Raw genomic sequence first — 19,210 nt, forward strand, 5'->3', positions numbered from 1 at the left:
TAAGCCTGCCACACAACCGGCAAGAACTCGTTGCGGCAAACCTCCGAATTTGAGCGATCATAGAAACGAAGGATTAAGAATTCTTCGAAGCGGAACTGCATACTTACGATTCGAAAGGAAGCGCGGCGGCCAAGGGCAACCCTTCATTTACCATGCCCGCCACAATCGCTCGAAACGGGCCACAACCGGTCGGGGCATGGCCCGCTTTATCCTTTCCTTAAAGCCTCGTCTGCAAAAGTTAACGCCGACAAGAATGTTGCAAGCGACATTCGGAAAATGACCGCATTTCATCCGGCTTAGGCCGGAACGTGCGGAAAGCAGGAAAAAGCTGGTGCCGATTCATTCCGTCATTCGATCCAGTATTGTCGAGACCTATGATCGTCTCTGCAAGCGCTGGGTAAATGCATCCGTCGTGGACGCGGCGGAACGAGCACGCGACGCACGCATCGCCGGCAGCATGTTTGCGATGCCATTGCTGCTGGCGATGGCCATGCTGACAACTCACCCTTTGACAAATGATGGTGCAGTTATTGTGAGCCTCGTTGTCGGGGTTCTGGCATTGCCGATGATCTTCTGCGGCGCACTGTCGATTTCGCGAAAGAGCGCGACTGTCGGCGCGGCTGCGTTACTTGTGTACGGCGCGGCGATTGCCGCCATCAGCGTCAGCGCAGGATCGGCCAGCCTGCTCTTGTGGCTGATGACGGCAGCGATCCCGCTCGAGACATGGTTCGTCCATAAATCCAGGACTGCGCTGGGAGTGGCCGGCTGCACTGCCGGAACGGTCCTTGTTGTCCTTTCGATTGTGGCATTCGAGAACGGCGGTTTGGTGGCCCTTTCTGCACCTGTCCTTCTCGCATCGCTTGGCTATATGGGCATCCTGCTGGCCCGGACGGGCATTGCGCTTTCCCGCCATGCACGGTCGGCACGCCGCGACGATCGCATCGCCGATCTCGAAAGCGTCATCGAAGGTGTAGTGATCAGGCTTGCGACGGATGGAACGATCGAGTGCCTTTCGCCCCGGGCGCAGGAACAGTTCGGCATTGCGCGCAACCTGCTCATCGGCACAGCTTTGATGGAGAGAGTGCACGTTTCGGACCGTGTGCAGTACGCAAATTTCCTCGCGGATCTGAAGGGAGGGGCGCCCGTCGCCACCGCCGATATAAAGCTGCGCAGCGTCGCAGCCGGCGAAACGTCGAAGCATGCACATACCATCCGCTTTGCCACGCACCATCTGCGCGCGGTTCCGCACAGCGAAGGCACGGGTTTCCTCGTGGTTGCTACGGATATCGCCCAGGCCGTTGCCGACAGGAACGCACTTGCCCATGCGCGCCGCGAGGTTGAAACCGCTGAAATCGCCAAAAGCCGGTTTCTTTCTTCGGTCAGCCACGAATTGCGCACGCCGCTGAATTCGATCATCGGCTTCTCTGACCTGCTGCTTCAGGAAATCTGCGGCAAGCTGCCGGATTCGCGCCAGCGCGAATATGTCGAACTGGTGCACCGTTCGGGAACACATCTCCTTTCGGTGGTGAATGCCATCCTCGACGTTTCGAAAATCGAAGCCGGGACCTATCCCATTGTCACCGAGCGTTTCGCCTTCAAGGATGCCGTGACGATGGTCCATGACATGATGGCGCACCAGGCCGCGCAGAAGGGCGTGACTTTGTGCGACCGTGTAAGCCCGCGTGTCGGGACTGTGGTTGCAGACCGGCGTGCCATCAATCAGGTGCTGATCAATCTCGTGTCGAATGCTGTCAAGTTCACCGAGAGCGGCGGCGTGGTTACGATCGATGCGCTTATCGAAGACGAAATGCTGGCTTTCTCCATCAGCGACACGGGGATCGGCATCCTGGAAGCTGATCTGAAGACGCTGGGCCAGCCCTTCCGGCAGGTTCAGAACGATTACACGCGCAAACACGAAGGCACCGGTCTTGGTCTTGCGACCGTCAAGGGCCTCGTCGGCCTGCACGGCGGCAGCCTCAACATAAAGAGCACTCCGGGCGAGGGCACTGTCGTCGACGTGCGCATCCCGCTCGAAGGTCCGCAAATGGAAGATCATATCGAGGATGAGGCGGCAAACGTGGTCGAGTTCAGGATTGATAGCGATATGAGGGGAGGTTCCCATGCCGAAACCCGTAAATCGGCCTAAGAAGCGGCGCGCCCCGAAGCGCGGACGGGTAACGATGGTTCTGCTGGCCGCCGGCGGGTTGGTGGCGAGCAATCCGGCCATCGCCGGTGGCACGACCGCCTTCCTGGTGACGCTCGGCTTCATCTCTGCCAATGCGCTCTGGTATCAGCCGCACGTGCATGATGGCGTGTTCTTCCGCACAAGGCCGGAGCTCGTTTTCAAGCCGATCAAGCAGCAAGCGAACCCGCTCGGCAAGGCTTCCGATAACTCAGAAAATCAGCCAGTGGATGCACCCATCCGCAAGGTGACGTCGGTTCCGGTTCCCCAGAGCCAGGATCCGATTGCCGCCGCCATCAACGGCGATCCGGTGCTGGCGCCCGGCGGCGATCCCGAGGTTGCCAAGCTGCAGCAAAAGCTGCTGGCGCTTGGGCTCTACACCGGCACGGTTGATGGCATTTCCGGCAAGGGTACCCGGGCGGCTATCGAAGCCTATCGCAAGGCAGCCGCCGAAATCGGCATCGATACCGAGGCAACTGTAGATAAGCCCAGCGAAACGACGGCGAGCATTGCGGTTCCGGCTAAGAAGCCGGCCCAGACCGAAGAAGCGACCGTCCAGAAAATATCGACAAATCCCGCGCAGGATGTCGCCGCGAGCAGCACAGCCGGCGGCCTTTCCCCCGCCGAGATAGTGCGCGTGCAGGCGGGCCTGCGTGCATTCGGCAATGATATGGTGGAGATCGATGGCAAGGTTGGCGCATCGACCAAGGCTGCCGTAAGCGAGTTTCAGAAACTGTTCCGACTTCCGGTGACGGGAGAGCCTGATACGAAACTGCTTGCCAAGATGCAGGAAATCGGCCTGATCAACTGATTGGAGCCTAAAAATGCGTCTTACATCAGAGTTCTGGGTTTCGGCGCTCGTGCGCCGCGTCAATAATAGTGGTGCGTTCGCGGCGCTCTCCAACAAGGGCGCTGCCGAGGCTGGTGCGATCTTCATCAAGTTCCGCAATGCCGACGGAACCTATGACCTCTTCGGTCCGGCGCCGCAAATGGCCTATGACGAAATGAAGCCGCAGGAGCGTTTGTTTTCCGCCGTCAAGCAAGGTGTCGAAGAGACAATAGCCGATGCCGACCTCGAAAAGCAGAAGCGCTGGGACCGTGATCTTTGGGTCGTCGAGATTGAGGACTACCGCGACGATCGCGCCGGACTCTTCCCGATTTCTCCAGAGTAATCTGGGGGTAGGGCGCTTAATAGAAACGCTCTAAGACACCCGGCGTCTGCCGTCTTCGTAATCCTCGGCCATCTCGCGCAGCTTTTGCCGCAGCTTTTCCGAGTTTTCAGCGGTTTTCCAGCGATCGACGGTCACCTGCGCCTTATCGCGGTCTATCTGGCGATAAGACTGTATAAACAGGCGCAGGGATCGCAGATCCTTGTGCACCAGACCGAAGAGCCCGGTAAGGACCAGATGGGCGGCTTCCGCTGAAAGGCCAAGCGACGCCAGAGCAATGGTCAATTCGGCATTCAATCCGTGGCCGATGATTTTTCGTGCCGTCTCGACATCAAGGTTAAGCGCGATGGCCAACTCCCGTTCGAACGACATCGTCTCGTCAAGCAGTGCAGCATCGACAAGGTGGTTGGCGAGCGTGCCTTCATCGGACAAGGCAGCATTACGCATCAGAGCCTTCAGCGCTTCGCGGGTTTCGCGCAGCCGCGGCGATTCTGGCGCGAGGGCACCGTCAGCAATGGGCGCATCGTCGCCGAGGTCGAAATGAGATTTGATCTCGAGCGCATTGTCTATGGCCGTATCCTTGAAGCTGCGCAGGACACCCAGAAGTTGCGGATCATCCGATCGCCGGCGGGCTATGACCCGGGCGTGCGAGATCCCCTTGTGGGTTATGATGTCGATGAGGTCCTTTGGCGTGAGCAGCGGCGAGCGCAGCAATACCGATGCCGAGATATCGATATCGTCCTCGGAAAGTGCGAGGATCAGGCGCTTCGGTGCGTGCGGAATTTCTGACAGTGCGGCAGCCGCATGGCGCCGGACGCGCGGCGAGGCGAGGGCGAGCAGGGGAACGGCAAGGTCTTCGAGTTGCTGTGCGTCGCTCCGTGCTGGCCTTGCGACGCAGCAGAAAGCGGTAATCGATGCGGTGAGGAGATCGTCAGCCTTGCTGCCGCCATTGCGGTCTTCAAGCGCCCGAAACTCAGGATACTTCACGAACACACTCCACTCGGAACACAACGCGGTTAAACAATGGCTAAAATTAGCCGCCAAGCGTTAGCAAGCCGTTAACCATCGGTATGTCTAATGAAATTATGGCGCAGTTCTTGCGCGCGTAGGCATCGGAGTATCCAGGGAGACCAACCAGAGACCGATACGGATGGAGTCATGGGATTTGTCATCGCATTTCCAGGCAGCACCACCAGCAAGCGCCGGCCTAGCGCAGAGATAAATCGGCACCACCAGGCCGAAATCACGATCTTTCCGGGCGTGCGCTACGAACGCTATGCGCCTGAGCCGCCAAAGCGCGCCAAACCGAAACAAAATCGCAGGTTCCTTGATCGGGTGCCCCAGCCGGGGTAGTCGGCGCAACCGCTCTAAAGCAGCGGCGTACAGGCCGCACTGTCAAGGAACGCCGTTACCTGGCTCTGCCAGGAGGCGTCCGGTACGAAACTGCGCACGACCACAAAACCCTCATCCATATCGGCTTCGATCAGGACTGAATTCTCGGCGGACTCGGGCTTGGTCTTGTTGAGCTCGATCATTTGCAGGGGCGTTGCCACGACAAGGTCGAGCTGGTCGGCGATCGCCGTGCGGTCGTTGATCGAATAAAGGTTTTCGCCTTGCCGGTTGTAGACTGAAATCGACCAGTAAGGGGTCGTTCCAAGGCCGGTAATGTGCGCGGGCAGATCCGTGATGTCGAAGCGGCAGACGGATGCCTGGAACAGCGGATCGAAGGCGAGGGGAACCATCCCCGGCGCTCCGTCGCGGGTGACGCGATGGAACTGCCAATCGTCGCCATAGGCGGCGACCCGGGACCAGCTGTTGCGGTCGGAGTAATAGGGCACCAGCAGCACCACCACGAGGTGGATGATGGCGGCGCCGACAAGGCCAAACAGGATTGCACGAAGAAATCTAGCCATCGCACCCGATCCTCGTAACCGTCGGGAATGCCATATTGACCAGACCGGAATTGCCGGCGATCGGAGTGTCATAGAGCGTCATGACGAGCACCATGCGTCCGCCGCCGCTTGTGGCCAGCCAGTTGCCCGGCTGCGCCGTCGGCGAAACGCTGATGCTGAAACCGCCATCATCATTGCGAAATATCTGCCGCGAGTGCAGCGCGGGGAGTTTGTCCTTGCCTGGCTCGAGCGAGGTCAGCGCGCGGTCGGCTGCATAAAGTGTCCAGAAACGGGTGTTTGGCGTATTTCCTTCCACCTTGTACGTGCAGCGCCGATCCAGCGTTTTGCCCTCATTGTCGCTATAGGCGTAGAAGACGAGGCCCTCGGTGCCGCCCAGCGGAAAGGCGCCTTCGCGCGCCGCCCGCGCTTTCGCATAGGGATCGGAGAGGGGCGTGCCTGCATCGGGATGCGCTGTCCATTGTCCGATGGCGAGCGAACCGAAGCCGTCGAAACGGCTCACCGCATACCATGCGCTCAGCGTTCCGCCGCCGACGGCAATCACAAGCGCAAGGAGGGCAAGGAGAACATTGCGAAGCATGAAGACGATGACTACACGGGCGTGCTCGGGGACGCAATCAAAGCACCGAGACCTTTTCGGGCGGGACCGGCAGTTTCAATTGCGGGGCGGCTTTCAGGGCCTGTCCGATCTCGCGCACGGCCGTAGCGGTCGCCCCTGAAAGGACCCGCGGCCGTTCGATGGCGGTCAGGGCATCGGAGTCATCGTCGGCAGCCTTTTGCTTGGCCTCGGCGACCTTCTCCTGTTTCGGCATGGTCGGGTCAATCCCTGGTATGGCCTTGAGTTCGATGTTCTGATGCGCGTAGTTCATGAAGCGCTGCCAGGTCATTGCAGGAAGGATGCCGCCCGTGAGTTCCTTGGTCGGCGTGAAATTATCGTTCCCGAACCATACGGCTGCCGTGTAGTTGCCGGTAAATCCGACGAACCAGGCGTCGCGATAGCTCTGCGTCGTGCCTGTCTTGCCGGCAACGCGCGTCATGGATAGCGCCGCACGCCGACCGGTGCCCCATTCCGGCACCTGAGCCAGCATAATGTTCATATTGTTGTTGGCCGTCTCGGAAAGAACGCGGTGCGGTTTCTCGCCATCCTTCTTCCAGTCCCAAAGCACGTCGCCATTCTGGCTGAGGATTTGCGTAAAGGGGTGGCGCATCCCGGCAATGCCGCCGGTGGCAAAAACGTTGTAGCCGGTCGCCTGGTCGAGAACCGTCATGCCGGATGTGCCGAGGACCATGGTCTTGTGCGAACTGATCGGCGATTCGACCCCCATTGCCTTGGCGAGTGCAACGATGGGCGCGGTCGTCAGATAATCCTTGGCAAGCCGGACGGGCACCGTATTGATGGATTTGACCAGCGCCGTCGTCAGGTCGATCTTGCCGAGATATTGCCGCGAATAATTCTGCGGCGACCAGTTGCCCCAGGAGACGGCGCCGCCGGACACCAGCGTCTTCGGTGTCATGCCCTTTTCCATCGCGGCGGCATAGACATATGGCTTGAACGACGATCCCGCCTGACGCTGCGCCGCAGTCGCGCGGTTGAACTGGCTTTCGCCGTAGTCGCGTCCGCCGACGATTGCCCGCACAGCGCCATTGTTTTCAAGAACGACGATGGCCGCTTGCGTGACGTTATATTCCTTGCCGTACTGGCGAAGGTGATACTCGGCTGACTCTTCGGCCGCTTTCTGGATGCCCATATCGATCGTCGTCCGCACGACGAGCGTATGTGTCGGCAACTTCTGGGCGACCTTGCGGACTTCATCGAAAGTCCAGTCGAGGAAATAGTCCGGACTTTCGGACCGGCCGCGATCGACGACGGTCGCCGGATTGCGGCGGGCGCCTACCACCTGGCCTTCCGTCATCAGCCCACCCTGGACAAGGTTCGTCAGCACGACATTGGCGCGGGCGCGGGCGGCTGGCAGGTTTACGTGCGGTGCATATTTGGCGGGTGCCTTGAAGAGGCCGGCCAGCATCGCCGCTTCCGCAAGATTGACGTCCTTGATGCTCTTGCCGAAGTAGAACTGCGACGCGGCCGCGATGCCAAAGGTGCCACCGCCCATATAGGCGCGGTCCAGATAGGTCTGGAGGATTTCCTTCTTGGTGAGGTTTGATTCCAGCCAAAGGGCAAGAAAAGCTTCCTTGATCTTGCGGTCGAGGCTGCGTTCGTTGGTCAGGAAAAGGTTCTTGGCAAGCTGCTGGGTGATCGTCGAGCCGCCCTGCACCACGGAATTGGCGCGCAGGTTTTCTGTCATGGCGCGCGACAGGCCGAGGAAATCAATGCCGAAATGATCGAAAAAACGCCGGTCCTCGGTGGCTAGGACCGCTTTGATGACGTGATCCGGCAATTCATCGATAGGAACGGCGCTGCGATGGAGAATACCGCGCTGGCCGATCTCATTGCCATAGCGGTCGAGAAACGTCACCGCAAAGTCGTCGCGCGTGCGCCAGTTTTTCTCGGTTTCGTGAAAGGCGGGAATGGCAAGCGTCAGCATGACGACCGACCCCGCGGTGCCCCAGGTAAAGCCTTCGCCCAGCAATTCGATGATGACGCGACGCCAGCCGGTGACATGGAACCGGCGAAAGAAAATCGTCGTATCTTCCCAGAACTCGACGAGGCGAAAACGCAATTCGTAAAGGGTTGAATCGATCCAGGCGTCAAGGCCCAGCAGCGGCGAGACCTTGAATCGCTTCCGTTCTTTGCCTGGCCTGGGCTCTTCCATGAGTTCTTGCCTGCCCTACGCTTGGCACGTCCACCCTGATTGGACATGGTGTAGCGGATTACATTTAACAGCTTCTTAGGACGGCTGTTTTGCAGAGATTATATGGTGGCTTCTTAGACTAAAGAATACCGCTTTTATGACTAAGGCCACAAGACGCGACGAGCCGCGCAAGTTGATTTGATCGAGGAGTGTTGCCGAAGCGCAAGCCTGCAAATTGCGCTTGCAATTGGTAGCCACCGGTGGATTGATGCCATTCTTCACTCGAGGATGGTACGCATGTCGATTGAACATTGGCTCGCATTCGTTGCGGCATCTGCAATTCTCCTGGCCATTCCCGGGCCCACCATCCTTCTTGTCATCTCTTACGCACTCGGCCATGGCCGCCGCTTTGCCGTGGCAACGGTTGCCGGCGTCGCGCTTGGCGATTTTACCGCGATGACAGCTTCAATGCTCGGCCTTGGCGCCCTGCTTGCCGCCTCCGCAACGATCTTCACCGTCCTCAAATGGGTGGGCGCAGCCTATCTGATTTATCTCGGCATCAAGCTCTGGCGAGCGCCGGTTGCCAATCCTGATGGCGGCGATGCTGCGGTCAAGGAAGAGAAGGCGCTGCCGGTCTTTCTTCATGCCTATGTCGTCACCGCCCTTAACCCGAAGAGCATCATCTTCTTCGTTGCGTTCCTGCCGCAGTTCCTCGACCTGTCGCGTCCCGTGCTCGGCCAGATGGTCATCTTCGAGACGACATTCCTGGTTTTGGCAACGCTCAACGCCGGCACATATGCGCTGATGGCATCCATGGCCCGCCACACGATCCGCAAACCCAAGGTGCAGCGCATCGTCAATCGCTCCGGCGGATCGCTGATGATTGGCGCTGGTATGCTGGCTCTGGGTTGGCACAAAGCGGCCTAGAGAGAAAAAATTCATATATAGGAAAATAGTCCTTGACTGCGTAACGGTCGTGCTGTAGGTTCTGGTCATCGTCGGAAATGTGACTTCAGTGCCCCGCAGGGCAGCCCAGCCCTGCGATCGTTGACGGTTCGCAAAGCGATCTCTCAGGACATTCATGGCTTCTTCCTCGTCCGTCATGCGGCGGCGGAGCGCAGTTGCGCTCTGCCGTGACTATGGCATTTCATCAGCCGAGATCGCACCGTTGTTCGGGGAGGACGAAGCGCAGTTCCTGCGCGCCCTGAAGCGCCATGGGTTGTCCGGCGGAGGGTTCGAACAAAAGAGCCGGCAATTGCGGCTCGCCGAGAAGATCATGAACCTCTTGCAAAAAGAGGTGGAAGCGCTGACTGCGCTTGAGGAAGACAGCCTCAGCAAGACCAAACTCGACACGCTGGCGTTGCTCACCCGCACCATCGAAAAGGTGGGCGATCTCCAGGAACGATTTGCGGCCGTCAGGCTCGAAGCCGTTGGCGGCCTCAGCACCGACGAATTGCGCAACGTCCTGACGCGCATTGACGAGAGGATCGATGAACTTGCGGAAATGCGGGCAAGAGAATTGGTCCAGATTCAATCTGAACGAACGGGAGTCGAGAGCGGCGGTCCGGGAATGGATGATCCAGGGGCGCGATGCACAACAGCCGCCACGCGGTGAATGGCACGCATGGCTGATCTTCGGCGGGCGCGGCTCCGGCAAGACGCGGATGGGCGCGGAATGGGTCAACGGCATGGTTCACGCACTTCCGCCCTTTTCCACGGTCAAATCCGGCAATATCGCACTTGTCGGCGAAACCCTTGCCGACGTGCGCGAAATCATGATCGACGGACCTTCGGGGATCATGGCGGTGTCGCGGGCCGAGCGTCCGCGCTTCGAAGCAAGCCGCCGCCGGCTTCTCTGGGCTAATGGCGCGACGGCCTCGATGTTCTCCTCGGAGGATCCGGATAGCCTGCGCGGCCCGCAATTCGACGCCGCCTGGTGCGATGAACTGGCGAAATGGCGCAATCTGCAGGAGACCTGGGACATGCTGCAATTCGGATTGCGGCTCGGAACGAAGCCGCGTCAGGTTATTACGACGACGCCGCGTCCTTTGCCGCTCCTGAAAGACATGATCGCCGATCCGGCAATTCCGGTCTGGCGCATGCGAACCGAAGAGAATGCGGCGAACCTCGCCCCGGGCTTTATCGATCATGTCAGCGAACTCTATGGCGGAACGCGTCTCGGCCGACAGGAACTTGATGGTGAACTGATCGAGGACAACCCCGACGCCCTGTGGTCGCGCCCATTGCTGGAGAAGATCCACTGTCCTGATGTGCCGGATCTGAAGCGCATCGTTGTGGCTATCGATCCGCCGGCAAGCGCGACCAAGAAGTCGGACGCATGCGGGATCGTCGCCGCAGGGCTCGATGGCGCGGGTATCGCCTGGGTACTGGCCGATGCGAGCCTTGCCCCGGCCAAGCCGCACGAGTGGGCGAGGCGGGCAATTGCACTCTTTCACCGGCTTGAAGCGGACCTCATCATCGCCGAGGTCAACCAGGGTGGCGATATGGTCGCGGCGGTTATCGCAGCCGAGGATGCAGCGGTGCCGGTCCGTTCCGTACGGGCCAATCGCGGCAAGGCTTTGCGCGCCGAACCGATCGCCGCGCTCTACGAACAGGGCAGGGTGCGTCACGCCGGGCGGTTCCGGCAATTGGAGGACGAGATGTGCGATTTCACCGCCTCCGGTCTATCGAGCGGACGTTCGCCCGATCGTGTGGACGCCCTTGTCTGGGCGCTGGGCGATTTGTTTCGTCGCCGCGACGGCAGTCCGCGCGTGCGCGTCGTGGCCTAACGGCGACTGCCTCAATTCAATCCGTCAGACGGAGAGCAATAGTCAAATGGCAATTCAATGGCCGTGGCGCCGCGGCGCCGCGAACGAGAACCCGCATCTCCAGCGTAAATCCGCGCCGGGCCTGGTGGCACTGCAGCTCGAGCGCGAAGCGCGTTGGTCGCAGAGCGGCTATTGCGGACTGTCGCGACAAGGCTTCATGCGCAACGCTGTCGTCTATCGCTGCGTACGCCATCTCGCCGAAGCTGCAAGTTCGATCCCCTGGCTGCTCTATGAAAGCCATGCTGAAGACAGCCACCATCCCGCCCTCCAGCTTCTCGCCGATCCGCATCGCGGGATGGATGGGTCGAGCTTTTTCGAAGAGCTCTATGGTCACCTCCTTCTGTCGGGCAATGCCTATGTGGAGCGGGTGGAGAGCGGCAGCGGCGCGAGCGAACTCTATCTTCTCAGACCCGACCGCGTGCGTATCGTCGCGGACGATCGCGGCTGGCCGACGGCGCTCACCTATAGCGCCGGCTTGCAGAAGCGGACGGTTCCGCTCGGCGAAGGCCGCAGCCTGCATTTGAAGCTGTTCCACCCGCTTGACGATCATTACGGCTTTGCGCCGCTCGAAGCGGCGTCGATGGCGCTCGACATCCACAATGCTTCTGCGACCTGGAACAAGGCGTTGCTCGATAACTCGGCGTGCCCGTCGGGCGCCCTTGTCTATGCGCCCGGCGAAAAGAGCCACCTTAGCGAAGAGCAGTTCGACCGACTGAAGGCCGAGCTTGAAGAAGGTTATACGGGCGCCGCCAAGGCGGGGCGCCCGCTCCTGCTTGAGGGCGGACTCGACTGGAAGTCGATGGGTCTGTCGCCACGCGACATGGACTTTGTCGCCGCCAAGAATACGGCAAGCCGCGACATAGCGCTCGCCTTCGGCATCCCGCCGATGTTGCTGGGCATTCCGGGCGACAACACCTACGCCAATTATGCGGAAGCCAACCGCGCATTCTATCGCCTCAGCGTTATCCCGCTGGTGGTGCGAACGGCGAAGGCTTTCAGCAATTGGCTCGGCCCCGCCTATGGCGGCAAATTCAGGCTCGAACCTGATCTCGACCGCGTCGACGGATTGGCGCAGGAGCGCGACGCCCTCTGGCAGCGCATCGCGGCGGCGCCGTTCCTCAGCGACGAGGAAAAGCGCGAGGCTGTCGGCTACACGCAGAAAACTTCGGGAGATTGACTATGACACATTGGTCGGACGCCGCCTGGATACTCGCGGCGAAAGCGGTCGGCGCCGTAGCAGGATCGGCTGTTTCGCTTGCCTACATGTTGCCGAAGGACAAGAGCGAAGCTGCGATCCGCTTTATCGTCGGTATTGTCTGCGGGCTCGCTTTCGGCGGTGCCGCAGGCGTCAAGATCGCGGTGGAGCTCGATATTCGCGGTCAGCTCGGTGACGGCGAACTGATGCTGATGGGCGCAACGGCCGCAAGTCTCGCGGCCTGGACGGCGCTCGGCCTGTTTGCGCGGCTTGCCGCCCGCACGGGTGAATCGAAAACTCCGCATTGTCACGCAAGCAATGGAAACAAAAAGGATATCGCGGATGCGCGCTAAAGCGATATCTCCAGTGATCGAGAAGAAATTTGCCGGGCTTTCCATCGAAAAGGTTACGCCCGATGGCAGCTTCTCCGGTTACGCCAGCCTCTTTGGCGAGGTCGATCTAGGCAAGGACGCCATAGAACCCGGCGCCTTTGCCAAATCCGTACGCGAACGCGGCGCGCTCGGCATCCGCATGCTCTGGCAGCATGATCCCAACCAGCCGATAGGGGTATGGACCGAGATAAGGGAAGACAGCCGCGGTCTTTATGTAGAGGGCCGGCTGACCAAGGGAGTCGCCCGTGCCGGGGAAATCCTCGAACTGATGCGAACGGGGGCGATCGATGGCCTTTCCATCGGATTTCGAACGGTGCGCGCCAGATCCGGCAGGGCCGGCATCCGCCATATCCAGGAAGCCGACCTCTGGGAGATCTCGGTGGTGACATTCCCGATGCTGCCCTCGGCCCGCGTCGGGCAGGTGAAGAGCCTCGCCCGGCAGGCTCATACCGAAGCGGAGCGCCTCTCGGCCAAGCTTCGTGCCGCTGCCAGATACATCAGAGCCGCAACGCCATTTCAATGACCAAAGGAAAAACGATGACGCAACAGACATCAATGCCTGATCTTGAGACGAAAAACGCGAGCAGTGTGGACGATTCCTTCGATGCGTTCATGCGCTCGTTCGACGAGTATAAAAGCACCAACGAGTACCGGCTTGCGGAAATAGAGCGCCGGGGCGGCACGGACGTGCTGACGAATGAGAAGCTCGACCGCATCAATGACGCGCTTGACGAGCAAAAGCGGGTCATCGACCACATGCTGCTGAAGCGGGCACGGCCCCACCTCGATGGTGGTTTTGCCCCTCTGGTCTCGCTCGAGCACAAGACGGCTTTTGACAACTATGTCCGGCGCGGCGACGAAAGCGGTCTGCGCCCGATCGAAGCCAAGGCGCTGTCGATCGGCTCCGCCACCGATGGTGGCTACCTAGTGCCCCCGGAGATGGAACGCGAGATCGGCACACGGCTGGCCGCAATCTCGCCAATCCGCAACCTTGCCTCGGTGCGGCAGGTTTCGAGCTCGCTGCTGAAGAAGCCTTTCTCGATCAAGGGGCCGGCAGTAGGCTGGGTTGGCGAAACCGATGCGAGGCCGCAGACCGATGCCTCCAAGCTGGCAGAACTGCAGTTCCCGACCATGGAACTCTACGCCATGCCGGCGGCGACTGCATCGCTGCTTGACGATGGCGCGGTCGACGTCGAACAGTGGATCTCGGCGGAGGTGGAAACCGCCTTTGCCGAGCAGGAGGGCAAGGCATTTGTCTCCGGCGACGGCGTCAACAAGCCGCGCGGGTTTCTGAACTACGACACGGTGGCGGAAAATGCCTGGGCCTGGGGCAAGATCGGCTTCCTCGCGACTGGCGTCGCCGCGAAGTTTCCGGCAACTGCCGCCTCCGACATTCTTCTCGATACGATCTATTCGATAAAGGCCGGCTATCGCCAGAATGCGAATTGGGTGATGAACCGCAAGACGCAAGCGGAAGTGCGCAAGCTCAAGGATAATGACGGCAACTATCTCTGGGTACCGCCTGCCGCACCGGGCCAGCAGGCGTCTCTGCTCGGCTTTGGTTTGACTGAGGCCGAGGACATGCCGGATATCTCCAGCAGCGGCTTTGCCATCGCCTTTGGCGATTTCGCGCGCGGTTATCTGGTCGTGGATCGCATGGGCGTGCGTGTTCTCCGCGATCCTTACTCAGCCAAGCCCTACGTGCTTTTCTATACGACCAAGCGCGTCGGCGGCGGGGTTCAGGATTTTGCAGCGATCAAGCTGCTGAAGTTCGCGGCCTCATAAGGAACCCCGGCACGGCGGCACTCTTCCCGCGCGGAAGGGTGCCGTGTGGCACCAAAAACCCATTCCAATCAGGACACTTCCATGACTCTTGCAATTTTGACGGCGCCGGCGCTCGAGCCGGTGACGCTGGCGGAACTGCGCCAGTTTTTGCGTCTCGACAATGGCAGCGAGGACGCGCTCCTGATTGGTCTGATCAAGGCGGCGCGCGAAACGCTGGAGCAACAGACTGGTCTTGCGCTCGTCACCCAGACCTGGCGACTTTATGCCGATCGCTGGCCGAGGCATGGCTTGATCAAGATTGCCAAATATCCCCTGCGCTCCATTGTTTCGGTCACAGCATACCAGGACGACGGGACGCCGGTCGCTCTTGCACAAGACTCTATTCACTTGAACGGTTCGACCCGTCCAGCGCGGTTTTACCTTGCTGCACCGAGCCATGCGGCGCTCTCCGGCCTCGAGATCGATTTCGAGGCCGGTTTCGGGGAGGCCGGCACGGACGTCCCCGATGCCTTGCGCCACGCAATCATGACCCTTGTCGCGCACTGGTATGAGTTTCGCGGCGTCTTCGATGTCTCGCAGCAGCCAGTCTCCTATCCGCCAGCCTTCGAGCGTACGGTCGGACTTTGGCGCAGGATATCCCTTTGATGCCGACGCTGTTCATCGATCCTGGACGATTGTCGCAGGAACTGTCGCTTCAGGAGCCCGGGTACGACACGGACGATACCGGCAGCCTTCTCGTCGCCTGGACCGAAATCGGCACGCTTTGGGCGCAGGTCGAGCCCATAGACGCAGGGGTGCGCTGGCTGGGCGAACAGGCGCTTCCCGAGGCGACGCATCGCATAACCCTGCGCATGCGCCGCGATATCACGAGCGCCATGCGCCTGCGCAAAGGCAACCGCATTTTCCAGATTTTGACACTGCACGATCCGGATGAGAGCGGCCGCTATCTTGTCTGCCGCGTGCGCGAGGAGGTTCAATGAAAATCACCATGGAGCTGACGGTCGCCGATCTCATAAGGACCCTGCGCTGGCAAGCTATCGCTTTATCCGAGAAGGAAATCGCAGCACCGAAGCCTGAGACACCGGTGCGCGTCTCAAGCCAGCCCAAGCCGGAGCCGAAGCGATGACGAGCGCCGGACTGGAACTCCAGAAGGCGGTTCTAATACTCTTGAAAGCAGATCCGTCACTAAAGAACTTGATAGATTCCCGTGTCTACGACCGCGTGCCGGCGCAGACGGAATTTCCCTATGTGACGCTTGGCGCCTCGACGACTTACGACTGGAGCACGGCGAGCGAGCGTGGCAGCGAACATATCTTCACGCTGAATGTCTGGGATCGGGCGAGCGGCCGCAAATCCGTGATGCAGATCATGCATGCAATCGATCGGCTTTTGACCGGGACGCAACTGACGCTCACCGGCCACCGGCTGATCAACCTGATTCCGCAATCGTCGCTGGCGCGGCCCGAAGACAATCGAGACGGCTACCTCGGTGTGCTCCGCTACCGCGCCGTCACCGAAGAACAGCCATAAGAAAGGACACGAGATGGGTGCCCAAAGAGGCAAAGACATTCTGTTGAAGATCGCCAACGCCGCCGGCAGCTATATCACCGTTGCCGGCATGCGCTCCAAGCGCATCGCCTTCAACGCCGAAGCCGTCGACGTGACGGATGCCGACGCCATCGGCCGCTGGCGCGAACTGCTCGGCGGAAGCGGTGTGCAGCGCGCCTCGATCGGCGGCTCCGGGCTGTTCAAGGATGCACAGTCCGACGCGCTTATCCGCCAGGCCTTCTTCGACGGCACCATCGCCAATTGGCAGGTCGTCCTGCCGGATTTCGGCATCCTGCGCGGACTGTTCCAGATCATCGCGCTGGAATATGGTGGCGCGCATGACGGCGAGGTGACCTTCGAGATCGCGCTGGAATCCGCGGGTCCGGTAGAATTCACGGAGGCGGCCCATGCCTAACCGCCGCCGTGGTGAGATCAGCGCCAATCTCGACGGACGCGACTTTACGCTTTGCCTGACGCTTGGCGCCCTTGCCGAGCTCGAGGACGCCTTTGGGGCGCAGGACCTTGGCGCATTGCTGAGACGCTTTGCCGGCGGCGCGCTTTCTGCCGGCGATCTCATAAAGATCATCGCTGCTGGACTTAGAGGCGGCGGGAACGACGTAGGGCCAGAGGCAGTGGCTCTGATGCGCACGGAGGGCGCAGCCGCCGGCTTTGCAACCATCGTGAGCGAACTGCTGAGCGCGACCTTCGGTGATTCAAAATCGGAGCAAGTGCCGCCAAACCCTTGAAAGCCGCAGCAGATCAGCCGGTCGACGCCTTTCCATGGGACGCCATCATGAAGGCGGGATTGGGCCTGCTGCGGCTGACGCCATCGGCGTTCTGGGCCATGACCTTGCGCGAGCTCAACGCCGCCTTCGCGCGGCCGCGCGCGCTCCTGGCACCTACACGATCCGAAATTGAACAACTTATGCGCATGTTTCCCGATGATGTGGAGCAATGAATGGCCACCGAAGAATTTGCCGTGCCGTTGAAAATTACGGCCGATGCGAAGTCCGTTGAAAACGTTCTCTCCAACCTTGAAGCGAGGTCAAAGCAATTCGGCCGCTCCATAAGCGACGCGCTGAAGGGTGCGGCCGTCAGCGGCAGGAGTTTTGAGGATGTCTTGCGCAACCTCGGAATGAGCCTTGCCAACATGGCCCTCGGCGCCGGTCTTGCACCCTTGCAGAAAATGGCGTCCGGCTGGTTTGAAGGGCTGTTCAACGGTCTCCAGGGGGCAAAGCCGCATGCGAAGGGCGGTGTCGTCAACAGTCCTACTTACTTCAACGATGGCGGTGCATTGGGATTGATGGGCGAAGCCGGCGCCGAGGCGATCATGCCGCTGGCGCGCGGTGCCGACGGCAAGCTTGGTGTCGTATCCCAGGGTGGCGGCGCACCCCTCCATGTCACCTTCAATGTGACGACGCCGGATGCCGCCTCCTTCCGCAAATCGGAAGCGCAGATGACCGGCATGCTGGCGCGTGCGGTTCAACGCGGGGCGCGAACCCTTTAAAGGCGGTCAACCATGACTGGTTTCCATGACGTGCGTTTTCCAACCGGCGTGTCGTTCGGCGCGACGGGCGGCCCCGAATGGCGCAATGAGATCGTTCCGCTGACCTCCGGTTTCGAACAGCGCAATGCGCGCTGGGCCCAATCGCGGCGTCACTATGATGCGGGCACCGGCGTTCGGTCGCTCGCCGATCTCGGAAGCGTAATGACATTTTTCGAGGCGCGCCGCGGCTCGCTTTACGCTTTCCGGTTTCGCGATCCTTTCGATCATTTGTCATGCAAGTCTGGACAGTCGGTTTCGCCTGCCGATCAGTGGCTTGGGCATGGCGATGGCGTTAACCCCATATTCCAGTTGACCAAGCGATACGGTGAATATGCGAGGCCCATTACCAAGCCAGAGCCCGGCAGCGTGCGCGTCGCGGTCAATGGGGTAGAGCGAAGTAGCGGCGATTTCGCCGTCGATACCATGAGCGGACGCGTCAGTTTCCAGCAGGGAAAGGTCCCGCCTGCGGGAGCAAGCATCACCGCCGGTTTCAGCTTCGACGTGCCGGCCCGCTTCGATACGGATCGTCTGGCGATCAGCCTGAGATCATTCAAGGCGGGCGAAATTCCTTCCATACCGATCATTGAGGTGAAGGCATGACGCAAATTTCGCCATTGCTGGAATCACATCTTGCAGGTGAGATTACAACGCATTGTTTCTGCTGGATTATCCGCCGGCGCGATGCAGTGGTCTTCGGCTTCACAGATCACGACCAGACACTCTCCGTCGCCGGCGTTGCCTGCGAGCCCCAGACGGGCCTCAGCGGCAGCGAGGCAACGACCTCATTGGGGCTCAGCGTCGACAGCGCGGAAGTGGAGGGCGCGCTTTCGTCCTTGAGCATTGCGGATGCGGACATCGAACGCGGGGCGTTCGATCTTGCGGTGGTAGAAACCTGGCTCGTCAACTGGAGCGCTCCCGACCAGTGCACCCTTCTGCGAAGTTCTCGAATTGGCGCGATTACCCGCTCCGGCGGGCGTTTTGTGGCGGAACTGAAAAGCAGCGCCGCCGACCTCGATAAGATCAGCGGCAGGCGCGTCACGCGTCGATGCGACGCCCAACTCGGAGACCGTCGTTGCGGCCACGGTGCGGATAAACAGGCCGGCGTAGTCATCCAGATTTTATCTGATCGCGAAATCGTGGTCTCGGGTTTGCAGCCGCCGACTGGCCAGTGGTTTGACAATGGAGCGCTCACTTGGATGAACGGCACGTCAAATATTGTTCTAAGCAGCGGGCAATATGGCGGCGGAATACGGCTCGGCCTGCGCGACGCCCAGTTTCCGGATCCGAAGGTCGGCGACCGGTTCGAACTTTTGCCGGGATGCGACAAGAGTTTTGCCCAATGTAAGGCGAAGTTTGGCAACAGCGTCAACTTTCGCGGCTTCCCGCATCTGCCGGGCAACGATGCCGCCTACAATTACGCCGACGGCAAGGGCAATTTTGATGGCGGGCCGTTGGTACCATGACGGCTGCTGACCTTGCTGTTGCCGAAGCGCGCCGCTGGATCGGCACACCCTACCGCCATGCGGGATCACGTTGCCAGGTCGGATGCGACTGCCTGGGCCTCGTACGCGGCATCTGGCGTGCGCTATATGGCAGCGAGCCGCAACAGGTCTCACCCTATTCGGCGGATTGGGCAGACGCGGGCGGTGGCGATCCGCTGCTTGAAGCCGCGCAGCGGCACATGATCGAAAAGCCGCCTTGCGAAGCAGGCACCGGCGATCTGCTCGTCTTTCGCTGGCGAGACAATGTCGCTGCGAAGCATCTCGGTATCCTGGCCGGTCCTGAGCGCTTCATCCACGCCTATGAAGGACATGCGGTACTGGAATCGACGCTCGTGCCGCAATGGCGCCGCCGGATTGCCGGCGCCTTCGCATTTCCTGAACCGGCAGAAGATTGCTGAAAGAT

Annotated in this window: 26 protein-coding genes; 22 read left to right on the forward strand and 4 right to left on the reverse strand. The window is 60.5% G+C overall.

Translation table 11 applies throughout. From position 1 onward, the window contains the following. Positions 1 to 331 precede the first annotated feature (331 nt). The 3 genes from BLR72_RS15775 to BLR72_RS15785 are packed head-to-tail and all read left to right on the forward strand — an operon-like array spanning position 332 to position 3,354. Complete coding sequence (locus BLR72_RS15775) at positions 332 to 2,146, forward strand: sensor histidine kinase (protein WP_091950121.1); 1,815 nt, start codon at positions 332 to 334, stop codon at positions 2,144 to 2,146. Further along, positions 2,121 to 2,993 (forward strand): peptidoglycan-binding domain-containing protein, encoded by an 873-nt coding sequence (locus tag BLR72_RS15780; protein WP_091950123.1) that lies wholly within the window; start codon positions 2,121 to 2,123, stop codon positions 2,991 to 2,993. The genes BLR72_RS15775 and BLR72_RS15780 overlap by 26 nt, the downstream gene beginning before the upstream one ends. 13 nt (positions 2,994 to 3,006) lie before the next feature. Further along, positions 3,007 to 3,354, forward strand: a complete 348-nt coding sequence (locus BLR72_RS15785) for a DUF1491 family protein (RefSeq protein ID WP_091950125.1) — start codon at positions 3,007 to 3,009, stop codon at positions 3,352 to 3,354. A 30-nt stretch (positions 3,355 to 3,384) separates the two neighbouring features. Here the strand turns inward: BLR72_RS15785 and BLR72_RS15790 are convergent, their stop codons facing one another. Further along, positions 3,385 to 4,338 (reverse strand): hypothetical protein, encoded by a 954-nt coding sequence (locus tag BLR72_RS15790; protein ID WP_091950127.1) that lies wholly within the window; start codon positions 4,336 to 4,338, stop codon positions 3,385 to 3,387. A 171-nt stretch (positions 4,339 to 4,509) separates the two neighbouring features. Here BLR72_RS15790 and BLR72_RS15795 point away from each other — a divergent pair, with 171 nt between their 5' ends. Then, positions 4,510 to 4,704 (forward strand): hypothetical protein, encoded by a 195-nt coding sequence (locus BLR72_RS15795; protein WP_091950128.1) that lies wholly within the window; start codon positions 4,510 to 4,512, stop codon positions 4,702 to 4,704. A 14-nt stretch (positions 4,705 to 4,718) separates the two neighbouring features. On the opposite strand, the gene BLR72_RS15800 is transcribed toward BLR72_RS15795, so the two are convergent. From BLR72_RS15800 to BLR72_RS15810, 3 genes are read right to left on the reverse strand one after another with little or no spacing between them, the layout of a single operon-like run. After that, the gene (locus BLR72_RS15800) at positions 4,719 to 5,264 is read right to left on the reverse strand and encodes a DUF1254 domain-containing protein (RefSeq protein ID WP_091950130.1); all 546 of its coding nucleotides are present in this window, start codon (positions 5,262 to 5,264) and stop codon (positions 4,719 to 4,721) included. Further along, entirely contained in the window at positions 5,257 to 5,841 is a 585-nt protein-coding gene (locus tag BLR72_RS15805; RefSeq protein WP_027229964.1) for a DUF1214 domain-containing protein, read from the reverse strand. Before BLR72_RS15805 ends, BLR72_RS15800 begins: the two co-directional genes overlap by 8 nt. A gap of 37 nt (positions 5,842 to 5,878) precedes the next feature. Further along, on the reverse strand, positions 5,879 to 8,032 hold the full coding sequence (locus BLR72_RS15810) for a transglycosylase domain-containing protein (protein ID WP_091950132.1): 2,154 nt from the start codon (positions 8,030 to 8,032) through the stop codon (positions 5,879 to 5,881). Positions 8,033 to 8,308: 276 nt separating this feature from the next. On the opposite strand from BLR72_RS15810, the gene BLR72_RS15815 reads away from it, so the two are divergent. From BLR72_RS15815 to BLR72_RS15895, 18 genes are all read left to right on the forward strand, one after another. Continuing rightward, entirely contained in the window at positions 8,309 to 8,938 is a 630-nt protein-coding gene (locus BLR72_RS15815; RefSeq protein WP_091950134.1) for a LysE family translocator, read from the forward strand. A 154-nt stretch (positions 8,939 to 9,092) separates the two neighbouring features. Continuing rightward, positions 9,093 to 9,626, forward strand: coding sequence for a hypothetical protein (locus BLR72_RS15820; RefSeq protein WP_091950136.1), 534 nt, complete (start codon positions 9,093 to 9,095; stop codon positions 9,624 to 9,626). Next, complete coding sequence (locus BLR72_RS15825; protein ID WP_091950138.1) at positions 9,586 to 10,800, forward strand: DNA-packaging protein; 1,215 nt, start codon at positions 9,586 to 9,588, stop codon at positions 10,798 to 10,800. The genes BLR72_RS15820 and BLR72_RS15825 overlap by 41 nt, the downstream gene beginning before the upstream one ends. A 46-nt stretch (positions 10,801 to 10,846) precedes the next feature. Continuing rightward, a complete protein-coding gene (locus BLR72_RS15830; RefSeq protein ID WP_091950140.1) occupies positions 10,847 to 12,016 on the forward strand; it encodes a phage portal protein in 1,170 nt (389 codons plus the stop codon). Between the two features lie 2 nt (positions 12,017 to 12,018). Then, on the forward strand, positions 12,019 to 12,387 hold the full coding sequence (locus tag BLR72_RS15835; protein WP_091919270.1) for a DUF6107 family protein: 369 nt from the start codon (positions 12,019 to 12,021) through the stop codon (positions 12,385 to 12,387). Next, positions 12,377 to 12,949 (forward strand): HK97 family phage prohead protease, encoded by a 573-nt coding sequence (locus BLR72_RS15840; RefSeq protein WP_036813238.1) that lies wholly within the window; start codon positions 12,377 to 12,379, stop codon positions 12,947 to 12,949. The genes BLR72_RS15835 and BLR72_RS15840 overlap by 11 nt, the downstream gene beginning before the upstream one ends. Positions 12,950 to 12,963: 14 nt before the next feature. Beyond that, the gene (locus BLR72_RS15845) at positions 12,964 to 14,211 is read left to right on the forward strand and encodes a phage major capsid protein (RefSeq protein WP_091950142.1); all 1,248 of its coding nucleotides are present in this window, start codon (positions 12,964 to 12,966) and stop codon (positions 14,209 to 14,211) included. Between the two features lie 81 nt (positions 14,212 to 14,292). Beyond that, positions 14,293 to 14,856, forward strand: a complete 564-nt coding sequence (locus BLR72_RS15850) for a head-tail connector protein (RefSeq protein ID WP_139202540.1) — start codon at positions 14,293 to 14,295, stop codon at positions 14,854 to 14,856. Further along, complete coding sequence (locus BLR72_RS15855) at positions 14,856 to 15,191, forward strand: phage head closure protein (RefSeq protein WP_091950146.1); 336 nt, start codon at positions 14,856 to 14,858, stop codon at positions 15,189 to 15,191. The genes BLR72_RS15850 and BLR72_RS15855 overlap by 1 nt, the downstream gene beginning before the upstream one ends. Beyond that, on the forward strand, positions 15,188 to 15,337 hold the full coding sequence (locus BLR72_RS22515; RefSeq protein ID WP_175492376.1) for a hypothetical protein: 150 nt from the start codon (positions 15,188 to 15,190) through the stop codon (positions 15,335 to 15,337). Before BLR72_RS15855 ends, BLR72_RS22515 begins: the two co-directional genes overlap by 4 nt. Continuing rightward, complete coding sequence (locus BLR72_RS15860; protein WP_091950148.1) at positions 15,334 to 15,741, forward strand: DUF3168 domain-containing protein; 408 nt, start codon at positions 15,334 to 15,336, stop codon at positions 15,739 to 15,741. Before BLR72_RS22515 ends, BLR72_RS15860 begins: the two co-directional genes overlap by 4 nt. 13 nt (positions 15,742 to 15,754) lie before the next feature. Beyond that, a complete protein-coding gene (locus BLR72_RS15865; protein WP_091950150.1) occupies positions 15,755 to 16,174 on the forward strand; it encodes a phage major tail protein, TP901-1 family in 420 nt (139 codons plus the stop codon). Next, complete coding sequence (locus BLR72_RS15870; protein WP_091950152.1) at positions 16,167 to 16,505, forward strand: gene transfer agent family protein; 339 nt, start codon at positions 16,167 to 16,169, stop codon at positions 16,503 to 16,505. The genes BLR72_RS15865 and BLR72_RS15870 overlap by 8 nt, the downstream gene beginning before the upstream one ends. Further along, on the forward strand, positions 16,502 to 16,717 hold the full coding sequence (locus tag BLR72_RS15875; protein ID WP_228018831.1) for a rcc01693 family protein: 216 nt from the start codon (positions 16,502 to 16,504) through the stop codon (positions 16,715 to 16,717). Before BLR72_RS15870 ends, BLR72_RS15875 begins: the two co-directional genes overlap by 4 nt. Next, on the forward strand, positions 16,718 to 17,266 hold the full coding sequence (locus BLR72_RS15880) for a phage tail tape measure protein (protein ID WP_091919259.1): 549 nt from the start codon (positions 16,718 to 16,720) through the stop codon (positions 17,264 to 17,266). A gap of 12 nt (positions 17,267 to 17,278) precedes the next feature. Next, positions 17,279 to 17,905 (forward strand): DUF2460 domain-containing protein, encoded by a 627-nt coding sequence (locus tag BLR72_RS15885; protein WP_091950154.1) that lies wholly within the window; start codon positions 17,279 to 17,281, stop codon positions 17,903 to 17,905. Further along, positions 17,902 to 18,768: a DUF2163 domain-containing protein gene (locus BLR72_RS15890; protein ID WP_091950155.1), complete on the forward strand. Its 867-nt coding sequence runs from the start codon at positions 17,902 to 17,904 to the stop codon at positions 18,766 to 18,768. Before BLR72_RS15885 ends, BLR72_RS15890 begins: the two co-directional genes overlap by 4 nt. After that, on the forward strand, positions 18,765 to 19,205 hold the full coding sequence (locus BLR72_RS15895; RefSeq protein WP_091950157.1) for an NlpC/P60 family protein: 441 nt from the start codon (positions 18,765 to 18,767) through the stop codon (positions 19,203 to 19,205). The genes BLR72_RS15890 and BLR72_RS15895 overlap by 4 nt, the downstream gene beginning before the upstream one ends. Positions 19,206 to 19,210 lie beyond the last annotated feature (5 nt).

It is taken from the genome of Phyllobacterium sp. YR620 (genome assembly GCF_900104165.1).
GTDB classification, from domain to species: Bacteria; Pseudomonadota; Alphaproteobacteria; order Rhizobiales; family Rhizobiaceae; genus Phyllobacterium; species Phyllobacterium pellucidum.

Bases quoted from the DNA above. Each gene is read 5' to 3' on its own strand.
- BLR72_RS15780 (WP_091950123.1), top strand. From the start codon at position 2,121: ATGCCGAAACCCGTAAATCGGCCTAAGAAGCGGCGCGCCCCGAAGCGC.
- BLR72_RS15785 (WP_091950125.1), top strand. From the start codon at position 3,007: ATGCGTCTTACATCAGAGTTCTGGGTTTCGGCGCTCGTGCGCCGCGTC.
- BLR72_RS15795 (WP_091950128.1), top strand. From the start codon at position 4,510: ATGGGATTTGTCATCGCATTTCCAGGCAGCACCACCAGCAAGCGCCGG.
- BLR72_RS15800 (WP_091950130.1), bottom strand. From the start codon at position 5,264: ATGGCTAGATTTCTTCGTGCAATCCTGTTTGGCCTTGTCGGCGCCGCC.
- BLR72_RS15805 (WP_027229964.1), bottom strand. From the start codon at position 5,841: ATGCTTCGCAATGTTCTCCTTGCCCTCCTTGCGCTTGTGATTGCCGTC.
- BLR72_RS15810 (WP_091950132.1), bottom strand. From the start codon at position 8,032: ATGGAAGAGCCCAGGCCAGGCAAAGAACGGAAGCGATTCAAGGTCTCG.
- BLR72_RS15815 (WP_091950134.1), top strand. From the start codon at position 8,309: ATGTCGATTGAACATTGGCTCGCATTCGTTGCGGCATCTGCAATTCTC.
- BLR72_RS15820 (WP_091950136.1), top strand. From the start codon at position 9,093: ATGGCTTCTTCCTCGTCCGTCATGCGGCGGCGGAGCGCAGTTGCGCTC.
- BLR72_RS15825 (WP_091950138.1), top strand. From the start codon at position 9,586: ATGATCCAGGGGCGCGATGCACAACAGCCGCCACGCGGTGAATGGCAC.
- BLR72_RS15830 (WP_091950140.1), top strand. From the start codon at position 10,847: ATGGCAATTCAATGGCCGTGGCGCCGCGGCGCCGCGAACGAGAACCCG.
- BLR72_RS15835 (WP_091919270.1), top strand. From the start codon at position 12,019: ATGACACATTGGTCGGACGCCGCCTGGATACTCGCGGCGAAAGCGGTC.
- BLR72_RS15840 (WP_036813238.1), top strand. From the start codon at position 12,377: ATGCGCGCTAAAGCGATATCTCCAGTGATCGAGAAGAAATTTGCCGGG.
- BLR72_RS15845 (WP_091950142.1), top strand. From the start codon at position 12,964: ATGACGCAACAGACATCAATGCCTGATCTTGAGACGAAAAACGCGAGC.
- BLR72_RS15850 (WP_139202540.1), top strand. From the start codon at position 14,293: ATGACTCTTGCAATTTTGACGGCGCCGGCGCTCGAGCCGGTGACGCTG.
- BLR72_RS15855 (WP_091950146.1), top strand. From the start codon at position 14,856: ATGCCGACGCTGTTCATCGATCCTGGACGATTGTCGCAGGAACTGTCG.
- BLR72_RS22515 (WP_175492376.1), top strand. From the start codon at position 15,188: ATGAAAATCACCATGGAGCTGACGGTCGCCGATCTCATAAGGACCCTG.
- BLR72_RS15860 (WP_091950148.1), top strand. From the start codon at position 15,334: ATGACGAGCGCCGGACTGGAACTCCAGAAGGCGGTTCTAATACTCTTG.
- BLR72_RS15865 (WP_091950150.1), top strand. From the start codon at position 15,755: ATGGGTGCCCAAAGAGGCAAAGACATTCTGTTGAAGATCGCCAACGCC.
- BLR72_RS15870 (WP_091950152.1), top strand. From the start codon at position 16,167: ATGCCTAACCGCCGCCGTGGTGAGATCAGCGCCAATCTCGACGGACGC.
- BLR72_RS15880 (WP_091919259.1), top strand. From the start codon at position 16,718: ATGGCCACCGAAGAATTTGCCGTGCCGTTGAAAATTACGGCCGATGCG.
- BLR72_RS15885 (WP_091950154.1), top strand. From the start codon at position 17,279: ATGACTGGTTTCCATGACGTGCGTTTTCCAACCGGCGTGTCGTTCGGC.
- BLR72_RS15890 (WP_091950155.1), top strand. From the start codon at position 17,902: ATGACGCAAATTTCGCCATTGCTGGAATCACATCTTGCAGGTGAGATT.
- BLR72_RS15895 (WP_091950157.1), top strand. From the start codon at position 18,765: ATGACGGCTGCTGACCTTGCTGTTGCCGAAGCGCGCCGCTGGATCGGC.